Origin of the sequence: Burkholderia dolosa (assembly GCF_902499135.1) — a bacterium.
Taxonomy (GTDB): domain Bacteria; phylum Pseudomonadota; class Gammaproteobacteria; order Burkholderiales; family Burkholderiaceae; genus Burkholderia; species Burkholderia dolosa.
In genome coordinates this window covers 24,532-42,362 of sequence record NZ_CABVPR010000051.1, presented here as the reverse complement: position 1 = coordinate 42,362, position 17,831 = coordinate 24,532, and the positions used below count along the sequence as shown (strand labels likewise).

Below are 17,831 nucleotides of genomic sequence, written 5' to 3'. Positions count from 1 at the left end.
GATATACCACTGCGTACCGAGCACGATCAGCGGCGACAGCCAGATGTCCGCATTCAGGTTGAAGCGCGCGATCACGACCACGAACACCGGAAACAGCAGGTTCGCCGGGAAGGCGGCGAGGAACTGCGCGAGCGGCTGCATCTTCTCGGCGAGCGCCGGGCGCAGGCCGATCCATACGCCGATCGGCACCCAGATCACCGACGCGATCGCAATCAGCACGACGACGCGCAGCAGCGTGATCAGCCCGAGCACGAACACGTGACCGACGTCGGCCATCGTCACGCCGGTCGCGACGAAGCTGAACACGCGCCACACGACGTAAGCGGTCGCGACCAGCACGACCACCGCCCACGTGGCATCGGCCACGCGCGACGCCTTCTTCTCGACGCGCGGCAGCGTGAAGCGGATCGCGCCGGACAGCGGCAGGCGCAGCGGAATCCGCGCGGCCTTCGCGAAGAACCAGCCGGCCGGCACGAGCAGCTGATGAATCAGCCGCGTGCGGCGCACGAGGTCGAGCAGCCACGATTCCGGCGCGTTGCCCGAACTCGTGTTCTCCATCCGGAATTTGTCGGCCCATGCGACGAGCGGGCGGAACAGCAGCTGGTCGTAGGCCAGAATCACGACCGTCATCGCGAGGATCACCCAGCCGACCGCGCCGAGGTTGCGGTCGGCGATCGCCTGCGCAAGATACGCGCCGATGCCCGGCAGCGTGATGGACCGATTGCCGACCGTGATCGCCTCCGACGCGACGACGAAGAACCAGCCGCCCGACATCGACATCATCATGTTCCAGATCAGCCCCGGCATCGAGAACGGTACTTCGAGCTTCCAGAAGCGCTGCCACGACGTCAGATGGAACCCGCGCGACACTTCGTCGAGATCGCGCGGCACCGTACGCAGCGACTGATAGAAGCTGAACGTCATGTTCCACGCCTGGCTCGTGAAGATCGCGAAGATCGCCGCGAGCTCCGCGCCGAGCACGCGGCCCGGAAACAGCGCGAGGAAGAACGTGACCGTAAACGAGATATAGCCGAGCACCGGCACCGACTGCAGGATGTCGAGGATCGGCACCAGCACCATCCCCGCGCGCCGGCTTTTTGCGGCGAGCGTGCCGTAGACGAGCGTGAACGCGAGCGATGCGACCATCGCGGCCAGCATCCGCAGCGTCGTGCGCAGCGCATATTCGGGCAGATTCGACGGATCGAGCGAGATCTTCTGCGCCTGCAGCGTGCCGATCGGCGCCATCGTCTGATGAAAACCGACGATCGCCATCGCAAGCATGCAGATGATCAGCGGAAACGCGACGGCATCCCAGCGATTGGGCAGCACGCGCCACGCCGAAGCGTGCGCGGTACGGTTCGGATCGAAACTGATGTCCATCGGTAGCGTGTCGTGTCGGATTGGAATTCGATGAGATCCGGCCGGTGCGATGCGCAACGCACGACGCGCAACACGCCACGCGCCGCGCGGCCCGCCGTACTCGCGATATCGCAGGCGCCGCACACGGAGCCGATACCGCGAACGAATCGGTGAAGCAGGCTATCGAGTCGCAATGACGCCGATATGACGTGTCAATTACAGGACATTAACAAGTCATCTTTCGATCGCCCGATTTCCGCTTTCGCATGCTCGCTGCATCCGGCCTTCCCCACTGCAGGAATAAACCGGCGTCGCCCCCGGTATCACAGGCGAACGCCGGTTTATTCGCGGACGATCCGGCCGTCCGGCTCCGTCATACGATTGCGAGGCTGACATGTCTTCATCGACCCCTACCCGCCCGTCGCGGCGTCATGCGCTGCAGTGCATGGCCTTCGGCGGCCTCGGCACGTTGTTCACGCTGTCGGGCGGCGTTCTGACGCCGTTCGATCTCGCGCTCGCGCAGAGCGGCAGCGCCCGCCCGGACGATGCAGGCCGGCCGCTGTTCGTGCAGATCAGCGACACGCACATCGGCTTCAACAAGGACGCGAATCCGGACGTCGCCGCGACGCTGCGGCAGACCGTCGAACTCGTGAACGCGCTGCCGATCGCCCCCGCACTGACGATCCATACCGGCGACATCACGCATCTGTCGAAGCCGGAGGAATTCGACCATGCGTCGCAACTGCTGTCCGGCCTGCGCGCGCCCGAGCTTCATACGGTGCCCGGCGAGCACGACGTGACCGACGGCTCGGGTGCCGAATACTTCAGCCGGTTCGGCCATGCATCGAACGATCGCGGCTATTACAGCTTCGATCACGCGGGCGTGCACTTCGTCGCGCTCGTCAACGTGATGCATTTCAAGCCGAACGGGCTCGGCAGTTTCGGCGAAGACCAGCTCGCGTGGCTCGCGCAGGATTTGCGTGGCAGATCGTCGAGCACGCCGATCGTCGTGTTCTCGCACATGCCGATGTGGACCATCTACGAGCCGTGGGGATGGGGAACCGGCGACGCGCCGCAGACGATGGCGCTGCTGCGGCGCTTCGGCTCGGTCACGGTGCTGAACGGACACATCCATCAGATCGTGTCGAAGGTCGAGGGCAACGTGACGTTTCACACCGCGCGCTCGACCGCGTTTCCGCAGCCGATGGCCGGCAACGGTCCGGGGCCCGTGCCGCTCACCGTGCCGCGCGACCGGCTGCCGGCGATGCTCGGCGTGACGACCGTCGAGTTCGCCGGTCACCCGGCGACGTCGGCGCTGCACGACACGACGCTCGCGTGAGCTGCAAGGAGACCGACATGATCCGCTTCATCCGCCCCCGGCGAGCCGCCGCACTGCTGCTGTGCGCGGCCGCGGGCAACGCGCCGCTCGCCGCGTTCGCGCAAGGCCCGGCCGGCCCGCTCGTGACGATCCGCAACTTCATGTTTGCGCCGATGTCGACGACGATCAAGGCCGGCACGACCGTCACGTGGAAGAACCTTGACGCGGAGCCGCATACGGTCGTCAACGATGCCGGCATCTTTCATTCGACAGCGCTCGACCAGGACGAAACCTACTCGTTCCGCTTCGACAAACCGGGCGTGTACAAGGTGTTCTGCGGGATTCATCCGTACATGAAGGAGACGATCACGGTCGAATGAACGAGTGCGGCCGGCGGCGCGCATGGAAGCCGGGACCGCCGCGCATCGCGGTCGTGCCCCGCCGCCCCACCGCCGCCGGCCGATTCGACCGGCCGCCGATGCGCGCCGCCGGGATCGACGCGTCGCCCACAACCGGGTAGCGACGCTATCAACCCCATTGCGGGCAGTGCCTTCGTCTATATCGTCAATTTCCGATATAAGATTCGCACATCGACGATACTTCGCTTGCCCGATTGAACCGCCATCCGTCTTCCATGCCGACCGATCTCGACATCGACGCAATCCTCAAAGCGCTTTCGAACCCTGTTCGCCGCGAAATCCTCGTCTGGCTGAAAACGCCCGACGTGCATTTCCCGGAGCAGACGCTGTCGTACGACCACGGCGTCTGCGCGGGGCAGATCGACGCGCGTTGCGGGCTGTCGCAGTCGACCGTCTCCGCGCACCTCGCGACGCTGCAGCGCGCGGGGCTCGTGACGTCGACGCGGATCGGCCAGTGGGCGTTCTTCCGGCGCAACGAGGCCGTCATCGACGCCTTCATCGACGCGCTGCGTCGCGAACTCTGATCCGCGGCCCCGGCCGGCCATGCGTGCGTGCGCCGCACGCCGCGTGCCGGCGGCCCCGCGTTTTTCGACAAGGATTTCTGCCATGCCTACTCTGTTCGATCCCGTTACCCTCGGCGACCTGACCCTGCCGAACCGCATCGTGATGGCGCCGCTCACCCGCTCCCGTGCGGGCGACGCGCGCGTGCCGAACGATCTGATGGCGCGCTATTACGCGGAGCGCGCATCGGCCGGCCTGATCATCACCGAGGCGACGTCGGTCACGCCGCAAGGCGTCGGCTATGCGCGCACGCCGGGCATCTGGTCGGACGAACAGGTCGAAGGATGGAAGCGCGTGACGCAGGCCGTGCACGCGGCCGGCGGCCGCATCGTGCTGCAGCTGTGGCACGTCGGCCGGATCTCCGATCCGATGTTCCTGAACGGCGAGCTGCCGGTCGCGCCGAGCGCGATCGCCGCGGGCGGCCACGTGAGCCTCGTGCGTCCGCCGCGGCCGTACGTGACGCCGCGTGCGCTCGAACTCGACGAAATCCCCGGCATCGTCGCCGCCTACCGGAACGGAGCCGAGAACGCGAAGGCCGCCGGCTTCGACGGCGTCGAGATTCACGGTGCGAACGGCTATCTGCTCGACCAGTTCCTGCAGGACAGCACGAATCGCCGCACCGACGCGTACGGCGGCCCGATCGAGAATCGCGCGCGCCTGCTGCTCGAAGTCGTCGACGCGGCGATCGACGTGTGGGGTGCCGGCCGCGTCGGCGTCCATCTCGCGCCGCGCGGCGACGCGCACACGATGGGCGACTCCGACCCGGCCGCGACGTTCGGCTACGTCGCGCGCGAGCTCGGCCGCCGCAAGATCGCGTTCATCTTCACGCGCGAGTCGTATTCGGGCGATCACCTGAGCCCGAAGCTGAAGGAAGCGTTCGGCGGCCCGCTGATCGCGAACGAGCAATTCACGCTCGATACCGCGCAGGCCGCACTCGCGAACGGCGACGCCGACGCGATCGCATGGGGCAAGCTGTTCATCGCGAACCCCGATCTGCCGAAGCGCTTCGAACTCGGTGCGCCGCTCAACCGGCCGGTGCCGGAAACGTTCTATGCGGACGGCGAAACGGGCTATACCGACTACCCGGCGCTCGGCGACGCGGCCTGACGGCCTCGCACCGCGCGTTCACGTGTTCACGCGCGCACGTCCGCGCGCATGAATACGCGCTTCGTCTCGTCGAGTCCGCGCGCGACGTGATGCGCGCGGATCTCGCGCAACGCGGCGTCGAGCGACGCGTCGTCGATGATCCGAAAGCCGAGGCGCGCGTAGTACGGCGCGTTCCACGGCGCATCGCGAAACGTCGACAGCACGATCTGCGCGATGCCGTCGTCGGCCGCGCGCGCGGCGACGTGCTCGATCAGCCGCGCGCCGATCCGCTGCCCCGCGTGCGACGGCGCGACGTCGAGCTCCTCCAGATAGAGCCGCCGCGCATCGAGCAGCCGATAGAACGCGAAGCCGACGCATGCCCGTTGCGCATCGACGGCCACATACGCGCGGCCGGCATCGATGCGTGCGAGCACGTCGGCCGCATCGGTCGGCCCGGCGTCGGCGATGTCGGCCATGCCGATCTCGCGAAAACGCTGCGCGGCGGCCACTTCGACGGCGGCCATCGCGGCCGCGTCGTCGCGCGTGGCGGGACGGATCAGGATCGGGGCTGGCATCACGACGGCACAGGCAAGTGAAAACGGCCGTCACTATAATCGAAAGCCCGTGCATTCCGAATGCCGCATCCGACGAGGTTCGTCATGACGCTGTCCGCACTCGCCGTCTTCGCCCTTGCCCTGCTCGTGACCGCCGGCACGCCCGGCCCGAGCGTCGCCGCGCTCGTCGCGCGCGTGCTGACGAACGGCGTGCGCGACGTGCTGCCGTTCCTCGCCGCGATGTGGATCGGCGAAGCGTTGTGGCTCACGCTCGCGGTTGCCGGACTGTCGGCGTTCGCACGCACGTTCGAAACCGGCCTGCTCGTGCTGAAGCTGCTCGGCGTCGCGTATCTGCTGTTTCTCGCATGGAAGATGTGGACCGCGCCGACCGACGCCGACGCCGACGAACTGCCGCGCGGCCGGTCGCCGTTGCGCATGTTCGTTGCCGGCACGCTGGTTACGCTCGGCAACCCGAAGATCATGCTGTTCTATCTCGCGCTGCTGCCGACGATCGTCGATCTCGCGCATGTCGGCGTCGTCGCATGGGCCGAGCTGGTGGGCACGATGCTCGCGGTCCTGATTCTCGCCGACTGCTTCTGGTCGCTGCTCGCGATGCGCGCGCGAGCGCTCCTCACGTCGACGCGCGCGAAGCGGATCGCGAATCGCACGAGCGCGACCGCGATGGCCGGCGCGGCAGTGGCGATCGCGACGCGTTAACCGCCGGCGGCCGACGCGCGGCGCCGTCTCGCTGCCGCCGCACGCGCGGCGCTCAACAACCGGTCGCGCGCGGTACGCGCTCGACCTCGAGTCCGAACCACGGCCGCAGCCGCGTGCCGATCGCGTTGCCGGCGAACGCGGCGACGAGCCACAGCCAGCCGTGCAGGCTGCCCGACACGATCCCGCTGAAATACGCGCCGATATTGCAGCCGTACGCGAGCCGCGCGCCGTAGCCGAGCAGCAGGCCGCCGACCAGCGCCGCGACGAGCGAGCGCAGCGGCACGCGCCACACCGGCGCATAGCGGCCCGCGAGCGCCGCGGCAAGCATTGCGCCGATCACGATGCCGGCATCCATCATCGACGTCACGTCGCGCGCAACGGGCGCGGCGAGCGCAGCCGCGTTCGCGCCGGCGCGCCAGTACGGCCAGCTCGCGACGTCGATGCCGATCAGCCCGGCGAGTTTCGCGCCCCACAGCGCGAAGGCCGACGTGACGCCCCACGGACGCCCCGACAGCGCGAGCGTCGCGAAGTTGAGCACGGCCAGCGCGACCGCGCCGGCGACGAGCGGCCACGGACCCTGCAGCCAGCGCGCGGAAACGCTCGCTCGCGACTCGGGCGCGACGAGCCGCCCGTGGCGGCGCTTCTCGACGACGACCGTCAGCGCGGCAATCGCCGCGAACAGCGCCCAGTTGCCGATCAGCGCCGGCAGCGCGCCGAACGACTTCACGACCGAGATCGGCGGCAGCGACGGCAGCGCGGTCCAGAACGGCATGTGCGCGGTCGCGACGACCGAGCCGACGATGAACGCGGCGAGCGTGACGATCATTCGCGTCGACCCGCCGCCGACCGTATAGAGCGTGCCCGATGCACAGCCGCCGCCGAGCTGCATCCCGATCCCGAACAGGAATGCGCCGACGACCACCGACGTGCCGGCAGGCGACACGAGCCCCGTGACCGGCTTGCCGAACAGCGTGCCGGCCGCGAGCACCGGAAAGAACAGCGCGGTGCCGACCGCGAGCATCACCATCTGCGCACGCAGCCCGGCGCCGCGGCCATCCGCGATGAACACGCGCCACGCGGACGTGAAGCCGAACGCCGCGTGATACAGCGTGACGCCGAGCAGCGCGCCGACGACGAACAGCGCGGCGATCCGCGCATCGACCGTGCGCGCGAGATACGTTGCGCCGACAACGATGACGAGCGCCGCGATCGCCAGCGGCTTCGCATTGACGTCCGCGCGTCGCGGCACGATTCCCACCCAATCCGACATGACCTCCCCCAATCGATGCATCCGAGCATGCAAAGCCGCCATTTTCGCGCGTTTGCGCGACGCTCGCAGAGGGACGGAACGACGTGCGCCGGGCGCGGAGCGCCGATCGGGCCGGTTCAGAAATTCACGCGAATGCCGGCCATCACCGCGAGCTGCCGGTTCGAATTGCTGTTGCCGAGCACCGGAATCTGCGCGTAATTCGCCGCGTTTCCATTCGCATCGGTGCCGAGCCCCGTGCCGCTCGCGAGCTGGCCGATCGCGAGCGCATACAGCGCGGTGCGCTTCGACAGGCTGTAGTTCGCGCCGACGTTCACCTGATGAAAGCGCGTCGTGCCGCGCCCGTCGGTGTGCGCGGCGTTGAAGATGTACGCGACGCCGCCCTGCAGCGCGGGCGTGAACAGGTACGTGACGTTCAGCTCGCCGACGTCGAACGTGAACGCCTGCGTACGCGGCTGCGCGCTCGCCGAGAAATAGCGGCTGTCGCCCAGGCGCGTATGCGTGTACGTGAGCGCGACCGTCGCGGCGCCGAACGTCACGGAGCCGCCGGCGCCGAACGCGCGCATCGAGCGCGCGTCCTGCAGCAGGCAGTACATCGCGCCGGGGTTGCTGCACGCGAAATCGCCGATATAGCCGTTCGCGCCGCCGAGCGCCGCATCGAGCGGCTGATGCAGGTCCAGATAGCCGATCGACAGCGACACCGGTGCGCGGCTATACGTCGCGGCCACCGCATAGCCGCGCTTCGCCGAAAAGTCGCCGGCCTGCCCGCCGAAGCTGAACGTGCCGCCGAACGTGAAGCCGTTGAAGTCGGCGCTCGTGAACTTCACCGCGTTGTTGAAGTTGAACGCGGCGTTCAGGTTGTCGACGTCGCCGAGATGCGAGCCGTACGGCGTCGCCCAGTTGTTGCTCGACACGGACGCGCCGAGCATGTCCGTGTACGAGTCGTATTGCCGGCCGAGCCCGAGCGTGCCGACCGCATCCTGGCGCAGCCCGACCCATGCCTGCCGGCTGAATGCGGTGCCGCCCTGCAACGCCTGCCCGTTCGCGGACAGGAACTGCTGCTCGAGCGTGAACACCGCGCTCAGCCCGCCGCCGAGCGGCTCCGCGCCCTGGAATCCGAAACGCGACGGCACGAGATTGCCGCCGCCCATCTGCCACGCATGACCGCCGCCGGTGCTGCCGTCCGCGCGCGTGAACTGCTGGTTCGTCGAATAGATGATGCCGGTGTCCACCGTGCCGTACAGCGTCACGCTGCCCTGCGCGTGTGCGTGCATGCAGCCCAGTGTCGCCGCGGCTGCGGCGAGTCGTCGTCCGATTGTCATGTCCCGTCCCCTTGGCTGATCGATTCGCGGTGCAAATCGAAGCGGTTATCGATATGGGTGACAGGACTCTATCCAGCGAAAATTTCGGACCTCTATCGCAAATCGGCAAACGGTGCAGCGTGCGGTCGACGATATTGTGCGAGCGTGCGCGTGCGAGCGTGCGCGTGCGAGCGTGCGCGTGCGAGCGTGCGTATGCGATCGCGCGTTCGCGGCGCGCGGTTGCGTCACGCGGCTCGCTCGAGCGGCGCGACGCTTGTCGACCGTGTCGATCGTGTCAGTCGGGACGCAACGTCTGCGAAGGCAGTTCGCCGAACAGGTCGCGATATTCGCGCGCGAAATAGCCGAGGTGCGTGAACCCCCACCGCGCGGCCGCTTCGCCGACGCCGAGCTGCTGCGCGGACGTCGTGCGCAGCAGGCGCCTCACCGCGTTCAGCCGGATCGTGCGCAGATAGCCGACCGGCGTGACGTCGGCGACGCGCTGGAAGCTCGTCTGCAGCGTGCGGCGGCTGCAGCGCAGCGCGCGGCACAGTTCGAGCACGGTGACAGGCTCCTCGGGCCGGTCGCGCAGATGCTTCTCGCAACGGCTGACGATGTCGCTGTACGTCGCATGCGTGATGTCGCGGCGCTCGACGCCGATGCCCTGATCGAGCGCATCGAGAAACATGCCGAGCATCGCGTCGCGGAACATCTTGCGGGTGGCCGCATATTCGAGGCAGCGCGGATTGCGCTGCGCGTCGTCGATCAGCGACGACAGCCGCGCGGCGAGCGCCGCACCCTGCGCGTCGGGCAGCCGCGTCACGTGCCGCAGCCTGCGCGAAGCGGCGGCCCCCGAACGCGAAGCGCTGACGCCGGCCGCGCCTACGCCGGCAGCGCCTATGCCGGCCGCGCCGAATTCAACCTCGCACAGTTCGTCGATCATGTCCGACGCGGCGCTGATGCCGACGAGCCCCATGCCTTCCGGCGTATGAAACTCGAAATCCTCGCCGGCACGCAGCGCGAGCAGCGCATAACCGTCGACCGGCTGCCGCTGGAACGTGCCCGCGAGCGGCACCGAAATCGGTACCGCAAGCGACGTGCGCGCGGCCGGCGCGACGCCGGTTTGCGCGACGCGGCGGTTCGTCGTCTCGCGGAAGAAGTGGAAATCGTCGTCGAGCACCTGCGTGACCGTGCCCTTGAAGCGGCCGGGCGTCATCTGGCGGTACACCTGATGCCAGCCGGCGATCGCCAGCCCGTGATCGTGCACGTCTTCGTGTGAGCGTGACTGGAACAGCATCGGCATCTCCGGTAAAACCCTGATTCCTCGATACGGCCGCCGCCGGCGCGCGGCATGCCGCGCCACAGCTTACTCCCGCAAAATTCCGCGCAGCACGGTTTCGAATCGATGAAAGGCCGCCGACAGCATCGCCGCCTGCTCGTCGGTCACGCGCACGTAGCGGCGAAACGACGGCAGCCGGTTCACGACCTCGCTGCCGCCGAACGGTACGACGGCGAGCGTCCAGCGGCCGTCCGACGCGTCGATCGTGCAGTCGGTCAGATGCAGCGGGCGCAGCGCGTCGGCGAACGGCGGCTCGGCGACGAGCGCGGCGACCGTCCGCACGAATGCGCGATCGCTGCCCGGCCGGGGTTCGGCAGCGATGCCGGTGCGCCGCAGCCACCCCGTTTGCCGCACGCGAGCGCGGCCGTGCGCGGACGGACCGCACGCGGTCGTCGTCAGCGTCACGCTCGCCGTCTGCATCAGGAACTGGCGCTCGACCTGCTCGCCGATGCCCACGCGCACGCCGTTCGGCAACCGGGCCGTCACGATGCCGGCCGCATCCGCGTCGCGCACCGCATGCAGGTCGGCCAGCACGCGCTCGACGAGCGCGCCGGGCCGACGTGCGGGCAGCGGGCCGCCCGGCGGCGCGAGCCCGCGATGCAGCGCACGCTTCATCATGCGACGCGCTCGTTGCGCAGCACTTCCTCGACCGGCACCGGCCGGAACGGATGACGGCGCTGCACGACGATCGTCCAGAACAGCGCATACAGCGCGGTCAGCCCGAGCATCGCGCCGAACGGCACGTAGATGTCGCGCGCATTCATGCCGGGCGGCGTGATGTACCAGATCGCGAGCACGATGCCGACGCTCGACACGATCTGCGGCAGCGGAAACAGCGGCGAGCGGTACGGACGCGGCAGATCCGGCCGGCGGATGCGCAGCATCACGACCGACGCGGTCACGAGCAGATAAGCGGTGCCCCACGCGCAGGTCGCGGCGAGCACGAGATGCAGGATGCTGTCGAGGTTGCCGTTGATCAGCCACGCGTGGAAGATCGGCACCGCGGCCGCCGCGACGATGCCGACGACCGGCGTCTTGAAACGCGGATGCAGATACGCGAAGCAGCGCGGCAGCGCGCCGTCGATCGCCATGCCGTACAGGATGCGCGGCAGCCCGGCCATCAGCGTGTTGATCGTCGCGGCGCCCGCGCACAGGAACGCAATGCCGAACCACACGCGGCCGAACGGGCCGAGCACCTGCAGCGCGAACGCGGGAATCGCGCCCGGCGTGTCGAGCAGATGCGTGAGGCCGTCGGCGCTCACCGGCACGTTCGCGACCTGGCGGCGAATCGCCGCGCCATACAGAAACATGCAGACTGCGACGCCGACGAGGCCGAGCGCCATCGCGCGCGGAATCGTCCGGCCCGGCGCCTTCATCTCCGGCGCGAGCGGCGTGACGAACTCGCAGCCGACGAACATGAACATCGCCATCCCGACCAGCGACAGCACGGCCGGCACCGACGTGCCGATCGCGGACCCGCCGAACCAGCCGTCCAGCTGCACGGCCGGCGCGGCCGCGAGCCCGAGCACGCCGAAGATCATCAGCGACAGCCACATGCCGGCCGTCAGCACGATCTCGAGCTTGCTGAACACCTTGATCCCGACGATGTTGGTGATCGCGAACGTGACGACCAGACCGACGCCGACGAGCCACGAGCTGTTGTGCTTCTCGAGCGCCGCGTTCAGCGATTCGAAGTTGACGAGCGCCATGATGCCGCTCAGGATCGTTTCCGCCGTGCCGGCGAACACGTGTACGAGGAAATACGCGGAAATCGTGCCGGTGATCGCCCAGAAGCGGCCGAGCCCGCACGAAAGGTAGTCGTAAACCGAGCCGGCGGTCGGCAGCATCGCGGCGGCTTCGGAGAACGTCGTCGCCTGCGCCTGCATCATCACGAACGCGATGAGCATCGCGACCGCGAACGCCCAGCCGCCCATCCCGAACCCCGACGTCGCGGTGAGAATCACCGGGCTCGCCATGATCAGGCCGACCGCGCTCGCGAGCGCGGTCGGGAAACCGACCGCTCCCGCGTTCAGCGCGGTGCCGCCCGCTTCGGCCGGCGCCGCGCCGGATGTGCCGGCCGCGGCACGCGTAAACCCTGACGATCCCGACATCGCTGCCTCCATCTCGTTTGTTCGATGTCGAAAAAATACGCAGGCAAAAAAAGCCGGGCATAGCCCAAATCGGCAAACCGGCGGGCGGCGGGCGCGACGCCACCCGCCGCCGGCCGCCCGTCGCCGGTCGTCACGCGAACGGCACGGCCTCGAAGCCCGCCGCGAGCGCATCGACGATCCGGTCGAGCTGCTCGCGCTGGATCACGAGCGGCGGCGACAGGATGATCTTCGTGCCGACCGGACGCACGAACACGCCGTGTTCGCGCGCGACTTCGGCCACCGCGTTCGCATAGCCGGACAGCGGATCGATCGGCTCGCGCGTGCGCTTGTCGGCGACGAGGTCGAGCGCGAGCATCAGTCCCTTGCCGCGCACCTCGCCGACCGCCGCGAAGCGCTCCGCGAACGGCTGCAGCGCGTCGAGCAGATACGCGCCCTGCTTCGCCGCGTTCGCTGGCAGGTCCTCGTTCACGACGATGTCGAGACTCGCGATCGCCGCCGCGCACGCGACCGGATGCCCCGCATACGTGTAGCCGTGCATGATCGCGCCGCCGAAGTCGGCGTTGCCGTCGAACGCGTCCTCGATGCGGCCGTTCACGGCCGTCGCGCCGAGCGGCACGTAGCCCGACGAGATGCCTTTCGCGAGACACATGATGTCCGGCCGCACGCCCCAGCCGCGGCTGCCGAACAGGCTGCCGCTGCGGCCGAAGCCGGTAACGACCTCGTCGGCGATCAGCAGCACGCCGTAGCGGTCGCACACCTCGCGCACGAGCGGCCAGTAGTTCGCCGGCGGCACGATCACGCCGCCCGCGCCCTGCACCGGTTCCGCGATGAACGCGGCGACCGTGTCGGGACTCTGGAACTGGATCTCGCGCTCGAGCATCTCCGCGCAGATGCGGCCGAGCTCGTCCGGATCCTGCGTGAACGGATTGCGGTACAGCCACGGCGTCTCCACGTGGAAGCAGCCGGGCAGGTTCGGCTCGTAGTTGCGGCGGAACACCGTGTTGCCGTTCACCGACGCGCCGCCGAAGTGCGTGCCGTGATAGCCCTGCTTCAGCGAAATGAACTTCGTGCGGTCGGCCTGGCCGCGCACCTTCCAGTACTGGCGCGCGATCTTCAGCGCGGTCTCGATCGAGTCCGAGCCGCCCGAGCTGTACAGCACGCGACGCATGCCTTCCGGTTCGAGCATGTCGATCAGCTTCGCGGACAACTCCTCCGCGCGCGGATGCGTGATCCCGTCGAACAGCTGGAAGTATTCGAGCTCGTCGAGCTGGCGCACGATCGCGTCCTTCACTTCGCGGCGGTTGTGGCCGACGTTCACGTTCCACAGGCCCGCGACGCCGTCGACGAGTTGTCTACCGTGCTCGTCGAACACGTAGCAGCCGTCGCCGCGCACGATGCGGATCGGCTTGCGCCGCTTCATTTCGTTCGGGTGCAGCATCGGGTGCCAGAATTTCGCTTCGTTGTAGCTCATTGCAGTCTCCACTATCGGATCGGTTGAACGCTCGTATGTCGGGGGGATGTCGGTCGGTGGTATGTCGTCGTGCTGCTGCGACCGCGGGCCGTGCGCGATCGCGCGCCGGCGCGCCGGCGCGACGCGCGTGTCGCGTGTCGCGCTCAGTGCGCGATGCACACGGATTTCGTTTCGGTGAAGCCTTCGATCGCGTACTGGCCGAATTCGCGGCCGATCCCCGATTGCTTGTAGCCGCCGAACGGCATCGACGGATCGAGCGGGATATGGCAGTTCACCCACACGGTGCCGGCCTCGATCTGCGGCACCAGATTCATCACGCGCTTCAGGTCGTTGCTCCAGATGCTCGCCGCGAGCCCGTACGGCGACGCGTTCGCGAGACGCACCGCGTCGGCCGCGTCGTCGAACGGCACGACGACGATCACCGGGCCGAACACCTCGTCGCGGACGATCGCGCTGTCCGGATGCGGATCGGCGATCACCGCGGGCTTCACGAAGTAGCCGGACAGATCGTCGGCCAGCGTGCCGCCCGCGAGGAACGTCAGCCCGTCGCGGCGCGCGCGTTCGATGTGCGCGACGACCTTGTCGCGGTGATGCGCGGACACGAGCGGATTGACCTGCGCGGCCATGTCGAGGCCCGGCCCGAGCTTCATCGCGTTCGCGACGCCGGCCAAACCGTCCGCGAGCTGCGAGAACCGGCTGCGATGCACATAGATGCGCGACGCGGCCGCGCATACCTGACCCTGGTTGAAGAATGCGCCGGCGGCGACGCCGTCGAGCGCCTGTGCGACGTCGACGTCGTCGAGCATCACGATCGGATTCTTGCCGCCGAGCTCGAGCGAGAAGCGCGTCATGTTCTGCACGGCCGCCGCGCCGACGAGCTTGCCGGTCGCGGTCGAGCCGGTGAACGAGATCTTCGCGATCGACGGGTGGCTCGCGAGCGCCGCGCCGCACGTCCGCCCGCCGGTCACGACGTTGAACGCGCCGGGCGGCACGCCCGCTTCGCGCGCGAGCTCGGCGAGCCGCAACGCGGTGAGCGGCGTTTCCGGCGACGGCTTCAGCACGATCGTGCAGCCGGCCGCGAGCGCCGGAATCAGCTTCCACACGGCGATCATCAGCGGGAAGTTCCACGGCACGATCGCGGCGACCACGCCGACCGGCTCCTTGCGCGTATAGGCCGTATAGCGTGTGCCGGGCGGGAACGGAATCGACACGTCGAGCGTCTGGCCGGTGATCTTGGTCGCCCAGCCGGCCATGTAGCGCGCGTATTCGACGCTCGCGCCGACTTCGACCGCGCGCGACACGTGGATCGACTTGCCCTGGTTCAGCGTTTCGAGCTGCGCGAGCGTCTCCGCGTCGCGTTCGATCAGGTCGGCGAGCTTCAGCAGGATGCGCTCGCGGTCGGCCGGGCGCAGCCCGCTCCACACGCGCGCGTCGAACGCGCTCTTCGCGCTGGCGACCGCGCGGTCGACGTCGTGCGCGTCGGCGTCCGCCACCGTCGCCAGCCGTTCGCCGGTCGCGGGGTCGTACACGTCGAGCCGCGCGGCCGCGTGCGCGCGCTGCATGTCGCCGTCGATGAACAGGCCGAAGTCGCGCGCGACGAACGCGCGCACGGTGTCGCTGACGGCGACGAAAGTCGGAGAGGAAGTCATGGGCGTCTCGAGGGTTGTCGTGGCCGGGCCGCGCGCGCGTGGGCACGCGGATGTGACACGACTTTATCGAGCGCGACATGCGCGCCGTGAGCGCAAATTGGCAGCGTATGACGTATCGAAACGGCCGCCGTGCGATACGGCGGCCGTGCCCGCACGCGCGAACCGGATTACAGGAACAGCGCGCCCACGAGGCCGGTCCGGTTCGATACGCCTAGCTTCCGGTACATGCGCATCAGGTGCGTCTTGACCGTCGGCTGCCCGAGCGCAAGGTCGCGCGCGATCTCCTTGTTCGAGCGGCCGTCGCGCACGAGACGCGCGATCTGTTCCTCGCGGTAGGTGAGCCGCGCTTCGCAGCCGATCCGGTGAATCCCGCGCCGCGCACGCAGCAGCGGGCCGAGCGCGGCTTCGGCAACCGGCTGCAGACGCGCGAGCGCGTCGATCTCGCCCGGTGCGAAGCGGGCCGTCGTGCCGTCGTCGGCGCCGGTGCAGGCGGCGCGGCCGCGTGCCCGATCGGTCGCGAAACGCAGCAGCGAGAACGCGCCGACCGTGCGGCCCGCATCGCGCAGCCAGATCTCGACGACGTCGGCCGCGCCGTGCCGACGCAGGAAGCGGGTCCAGTAAGCGGACGCGTCGCGTCGTTCGTCGGGCAGTTCGGACGCGAGCGTCACGACCGCGCGCGCGCCGGCCGCGCAGCGCGACGGATGCAGCGGATCGAGCGTCCGGTAGCGCGCGACATACGCGCGATGCATCGACTCCGGCATCCCGAACAGTTCGAAGTCGGCCGGCTCGCCGCTGTCGTCGAGCCGATAGAACACGACCGCGGACGGGCTCGCGAACGCGTCGAACGCATCGACGCACGCGCGCAGCGCGCGATGCCAGTCGGCGGCATCCGGGTGATCGTCGGGAACGGTGGAGGCAGGCATCGGAGTCGGCTGGCACGCGAACGAATGCGTCGAAGTGCGGGCCAGCGTACCGGCGCCGGCGAGGGGCGGTGAGCGCAAATCGGCAAATCGAATGTGGGCGCGGGGTGTGGGGCGCGAGCCACGAGCCACGAGTCGCAAGCCGTGAGTCTTGAGCCGGAGCCTGGAGCCCGAAGCGTTGAGCTCGGGGCTCGGGGCTCGGGGCTCGGGGCTCGGGGCTCGGGGCTCGGAGACCGGAAACCGGAAACCGGAGATCGGAGATCGGAAACCGGAGATCGGAGTCCGAGACCGAGACCGAGACCGAGACCGAGCTTTGAATCTGAGTTCTGAGCCTGAGTCCTGAGCCTGAGTCCTGAGCCTGAGTCCTGAGCCTGAGTCCTGAGCCTGAGTCCTGAGCCTGAGCTCGGAGCGCTGAGCCACAAGCCATGAGTCATGAGCCACCAGCACCCACCACGAGCCGCGACCAGCGGCACCGCGCTCCGCCGGTCAGCGCGCGTTCGCGGCGAACGTGTCGCAGGCGCTCAGTTCGCCCGATTCCATTCCGCGCCGCAGCCAGTACACGCGCTGCGCGCTGCTGCCGTGCGTGAAGCTCTCCGGCACGACGTAGCCTTGCGCCTGCTGCTGCAGCCGGTCGTCGCCGATCGCGGCCGCGGCCTTCAACCCCTGCTCGAAATCGCCCGGTTCGATCAGCCGCTGGTTCGCGCGCTGCGCATTGTTCGCCCACACGCCCGCGAAGCAGTCGGCCTGCAGTTCCATCCGCACCGACAGCGCGTTCGAACGCGCGTCGCTCGCACGGCGGCGTGCGGCGTCGACCTTGTCCGAAATGCCGAGCAGGTTCTGCACGTGATGCCCGACTTCGTGCGCGATCACATACGCCTGCGCGAAATCGCCGCCCGCGCCGAAGCGCCGGCGCAGTTCGTCATAGAAACCGAGATCGATGTACACCTTGCGGTCGGCCGGGCAGTAGAACGGCCCCATCGCGGTCTGGCCGGTGCCGCACGCGGTCGGCGTCGCATTCGTGAACATCACGAGCTTCGGCGGCGCGTACTGCGCGTGCAGTTGCGTGTCGAAGATGCCCGTCCACGTGCGCTCGATGTTGCCGAGCACCTTGCGCGTGAACACCGCGCCCGGATCGTTCGCCGGCGCACCCTGCTGCGAGGTCGGCGCCGGCTGCGCCTGCCGCTGCCTGCCCTGCAGCGCCGACGCGCCTTCGAGTACGACGCGCGGATCGATCCCGAAGAAATACGACGCGGCGAGCGCGATCACGATCGTACCGATGCCGATCGTCGCGCGCCCACCGCCGAAGCCGCCGGCACCGCGGCGATCCTCGACGTTCATGCTTTCTCTTTCGTCGTCCAGCCTCATAGCCGGCCCTCCCTGTTCTTTCGACTCGCGTGCCGCGCGCTCGCAACCGCGCGACGAGCCGCCGCGGCACGATCCGGCGGAACGCGCGATCCCTGCGTATCGGCCGCGCGTTCGCGCCGCCGCTGCATGCGTGCCGCATGGGTTGCCCGCGTTGCGCCCGTTGCACCATTGCTCCGTTGCGCGACCGAGCCGGCCGACGCGCCGTGCGTCGATACGCTCGCCCGCCCGCGCTATTTTGCCGGGATTTTGCGGTCCGTCCCAAAAATCGGGAGGATAGAGCGATTCGGGGCCGAACATCGTCAGCCTTTGCAAAACGGTGCGGTGGTGGCCGGCTGGTCTTCACGATCGAGCGCCGCCGCTCCGCGCGCACCGCCGCACGTTCATCCGTTCGGCGGAT

Annotated in this window: 16 protein-coding genes; 5 read left to right on the top strand and 11 right to left on the bottom strand. The window is 68.8% G+C overall.

The window, feature by feature from the left end:
- Window positions 1–1,380, bottom strand: a 1,380-nt coding sequence (locus BUB20358_RS20815) for an ABC transporter permease (protein ID WP_174905111.1), incomplete at its 3' end; no start/stop codon positions are given.
- A 373-nt stretch (window positions 1,381–1,753) separates the two neighbouring features.
- On the opposite strand from BUB20358_RS20815, the gene BUB20358_RS20810 reads away from it, so the two are divergent.
- The 4 genes from BUB20358_RS20810 (at window position 1,754) to BUB20358_RS20795 (ending at window position 4,764) form a co-directional block, all read left to right on the top strand.
- Entirely contained in the window at window positions 1,754–2,698 is a 945-nt protein-coding gene (locus tag BUB20358_RS20810; RefSeq protein WP_006766178.1) for a metallophosphoesterase family protein, read from the top strand.
- A gap of 17 nt (window positions 2,699–2,715) precedes the next feature.
- A complete protein-coding gene (locus tag BUB20358_RS20805; protein WP_035974336.1) occupies window positions 2,716–3,057 on the top strand; it encodes a cupredoxin domain-containing protein in 342 nt (113 codons plus the stop codon).
- Between the two features lie 254 nt (window positions 3,058–3,311).
- Window positions 3,312–3,620 carry an ArsR/SmtB family transcription factor gene (locus BUB20358_RS20800; RefSeq protein WP_006766180.1) on the top strand — a complete coding sequence of 103 codons (309 nt, stop codon included), beginning with the start codon at window positions 3,312–3,314 and terminating at the stop codon, window positions 3,618–3,620.
- Between the two features lie 82 nt (window positions 3,621–3,702).
- Window positions 3,703–4,764, top strand: a complete 1,062-nt coding sequence (locus BUB20358_RS20795) for an alkene reductase (RefSeq protein ID WP_006766181.1) — start codon at window positions 3,703–3,705, stop codon at window positions 4,762–4,764.
- A 26-nt stretch (window positions 4,765–4,790) separates the two neighbouring features.
- On the opposite strand, the gene BUB20358_RS20790 is transcribed toward BUB20358_RS20795, so the two are convergent.
- On the bottom strand, window positions 4,791–5,318 hold the full coding sequence (locus BUB20358_RS20790; RefSeq protein WP_035974337.1) for a GNAT family N-acetyltransferase: 528 nt from the start codon (window positions 5,316–5,318) through the stop codon (window positions 4,791–4,793).
- A gap of 84 nt (window positions 5,319–5,402) precedes the next feature.
- Between BUB20358_RS20790 and BUB20358_RS20785 the strand changes: the two genes are divergently transcribed.
- Window positions 5,403–6,014, top strand: coding sequence for a LysE family translocator (locus tag BUB20358_RS20785; RefSeq protein ID WP_035975327.1), 612 nt, complete (start codon window positions 5,403–5,405; stop codon window positions 6,012–6,014).
- 52 nt (window positions 6,015–6,066) lie between these two features.
- Here the strand turns inward: BUB20358_RS20785 and BUB20358_RS20780 are convergent, their stop codons facing one another.
- From BUB20358_RS20780 to ypfJ, 9 genes are all read right to left on the bottom strand, one after another.
- The gene (locus BUB20358_RS20780) at window positions 6,067–7,284 is read right to left on the bottom strand and encodes a YeeE/YedE family protein (RefSeq protein ID WP_035974338.1); all 1,218 of its coding nucleotides are present in this window, start codon (window positions 7,282–7,284) and stop codon (window positions 6,067–6,069) included.
- Window positions 7,285–7,400: 116 nt separating this feature from the next.
- Window positions 7,401–8,603 (bottom strand): porin, encoded by a 1,203-nt coding sequence (locus BUB20358_RS20775; RefSeq protein WP_006766185.1) that lies wholly within the window; start codon window positions 8,601–8,603, stop codon window positions 7,401–7,403.
- Window positions 8,604–8,877: 274 nt separating this feature from the next.
- Window positions 8,878–9,876 (bottom strand): helix-turn-helix domain-containing protein, encoded by a 999-nt coding sequence (locus BUB20358_RS20770; protein ID WP_035975328.1) that lies wholly within the window; start codon window positions 9,874–9,876, stop codon window positions 8,878–8,880.
- Window positions 9,877–9,945: 69 nt separating this feature from the next.
- Window positions 9,946–10,533 (bottom strand): DUF3156 family protein, encoded by a 588-nt coding sequence (locus BUB20358_RS20765; RefSeq protein ID WP_035975329.1) that lies wholly within the window; start codon window positions 10,531–10,533, stop codon window positions 9,946–9,948.
- The gene (locus tag BUB20358_RS20760) at window positions 10,533–12,029 is read right to left on the bottom strand and encodes an APC family permease (protein WP_035975331.1); all 1,497 of its coding nucleotides are present in this window, start codon (window positions 12,027–12,029) and stop codon (window positions 10,533–10,535) included. The genes BUB20358_RS20765 and BUB20358_RS20760 overlap by 1 nt, the downstream gene beginning before the upstream one ends.
- 130 nt (window positions 12,030–12,159) lie before the next feature.
- Complete coding sequence (locus BUB20358_RS20755) at window positions 12,160–13,500, bottom strand: aspartate aminotransferase family protein (protein ID WP_035974340.1); 1,341 nt, start codon at window positions 13,498–13,500, stop codon at window positions 12,160–12,162.
- A gap of 143 nt (window positions 13,501–13,643) precedes the next feature.
- Window positions 13,644–15,149 carry an aldehyde dehydrogenase family protein gene (locus BUB20358_RS20750; RefSeq protein WP_006766190.1) on the bottom strand — a complete coding sequence of 502 codons (1,506 nt, stop codon included), beginning with the start codon at window positions 15,147–15,149 and terminating at the stop codon, window positions 13,644–13,646.
- A 167-nt stretch (window positions 15,150–15,316) separates the two neighbouring features.
- Window positions 15,317–16,072: a helix-turn-helix transcriptional regulator gene (locus BUB20358_RS20745; protein ID WP_006766191.1), complete on the bottom strand. Its 756-nt coding sequence runs from the start codon at window positions 16,070–16,072 to the stop codon at window positions 15,317–15,319.
- 483 nt (window positions 16,073–16,555) lie between these two features.
- Window positions 16,556–17,434, bottom strand: a complete 879-nt coding sequence (gene ypfJ / locus BUB20358_RS20740; protein WP_174905110.1) for a KPN_02809 family neutral zinc metallopeptidase — start codon at window positions 17,432–17,434, stop codon at window positions 16,556–16,558.
- Window positions 17,435–17,831: the final 397 nt, after the last annotated feature.

What these genes read in the sequence shown, in the direction of transcription:
- BUB20358_RS20810 (WP_006766178.1), top strand. Translation starts at nt 1,754, where the DNA reads ATGTCTTCATCGACCCCTACCCGCCCGTCGCGGCGTCATGCGCTGCAG.
- BUB20358_RS20805 (WP_035974336.1), top strand. Translation starts at nt 2,716, where the DNA reads ATGATCCGCTTCATCCGCCCCCGGCGAGCCGCCGCACTGCTGCTGTGC.
- BUB20358_RS20800 (WP_006766180.1), top strand. Translation starts at nt 3,312, where the DNA reads ATGCCGACCGATCTCGACATCGACGCAATCCTCAAAGCGCTTTCGAAC.
- BUB20358_RS20795 (WP_006766181.1), top strand. Translation starts at nt 3,703, where the DNA reads ATGCCTACTCTGTTCGATCCCGTTACCCTCGGCGACCTGACCCTGCCG.
- BUB20358_RS20790 (WP_035974337.1), bottom strand. Translation starts at nt 5,318, where the DNA reads ATGCCAGCCCCGATCCTGATCCGTCCCGCCACGCGCGACGACGCGGCC.
- BUB20358_RS20785 (WP_035975327.1), top strand. Translation starts at nt 5,403, where the DNA reads ATGACGCTGTCCGCACTCGCCGTCTTCGCCCTTGCCCTGCTCGTGACC.
- BUB20358_RS20780 (WP_035974338.1), bottom strand. Translation starts at nt 7,284, where the DNA reads ATGTCGGATTGGGTGGGAATCGTGCCGCGACGCGCGGACGTCAATGCG.
- BUB20358_RS20775 (WP_006766185.1), bottom strand. Translation starts at nt 8,603, where the DNA reads ATGACAATCGGACGACGACTCGCCGCAGCCGCGGCGACACTGGGCTGC.
- BUB20358_RS20770 (WP_035975328.1), bottom strand. Translation starts at nt 9,876, where the DNA reads ATGCTGTTCCAGTCACGCTCACACGAAGACGTGCACGATCACGGGCTG.
- BUB20358_RS20765 (WP_035975329.1), bottom strand. Translation starts at nt 10,533, where the DNA reads ATGAAGCGTGCGCTGCATCGCGGGCTCGCGCCGCCGGGCGGCCCGCTG.
- BUB20358_RS20760 (WP_035975331.1), bottom strand. Translation starts at nt 12,029, where the DNA reads ATGTCGGGATCGTCAGGGTTTACGCGTGCCGCGGCCGGCACATCCGGC.
- BUB20358_RS20755 (WP_035974340.1), bottom strand. Translation starts at nt 13,500, where the DNA reads ATGAGCTACAACGAAGCGAAATTCTGGCACCCGATGCTGCACCCGAAC.
- BUB20358_RS20750 (WP_006766190.1), bottom strand. Translation starts at nt 15,149, where the DNA reads ATGACTTCCTCTCCGACTTTCGTCGCCGTCAGCGACACCGTGCGCGCG.
- BUB20358_RS20745 (WP_006766191.1), bottom strand. Translation starts at nt 16,072, where the DNA reads ATGCCTGCCTCCACCGTTCCCGACGATCACCCGGATGCCGCCGACTGG.
- ypfJ (WP_174905110.1), bottom strand. Translation starts at nt 17,434, where the DNA reads ATGAGGCTGGACGACGAAAGAGAAAGCATGAACGTCGAGGATCGCCGC.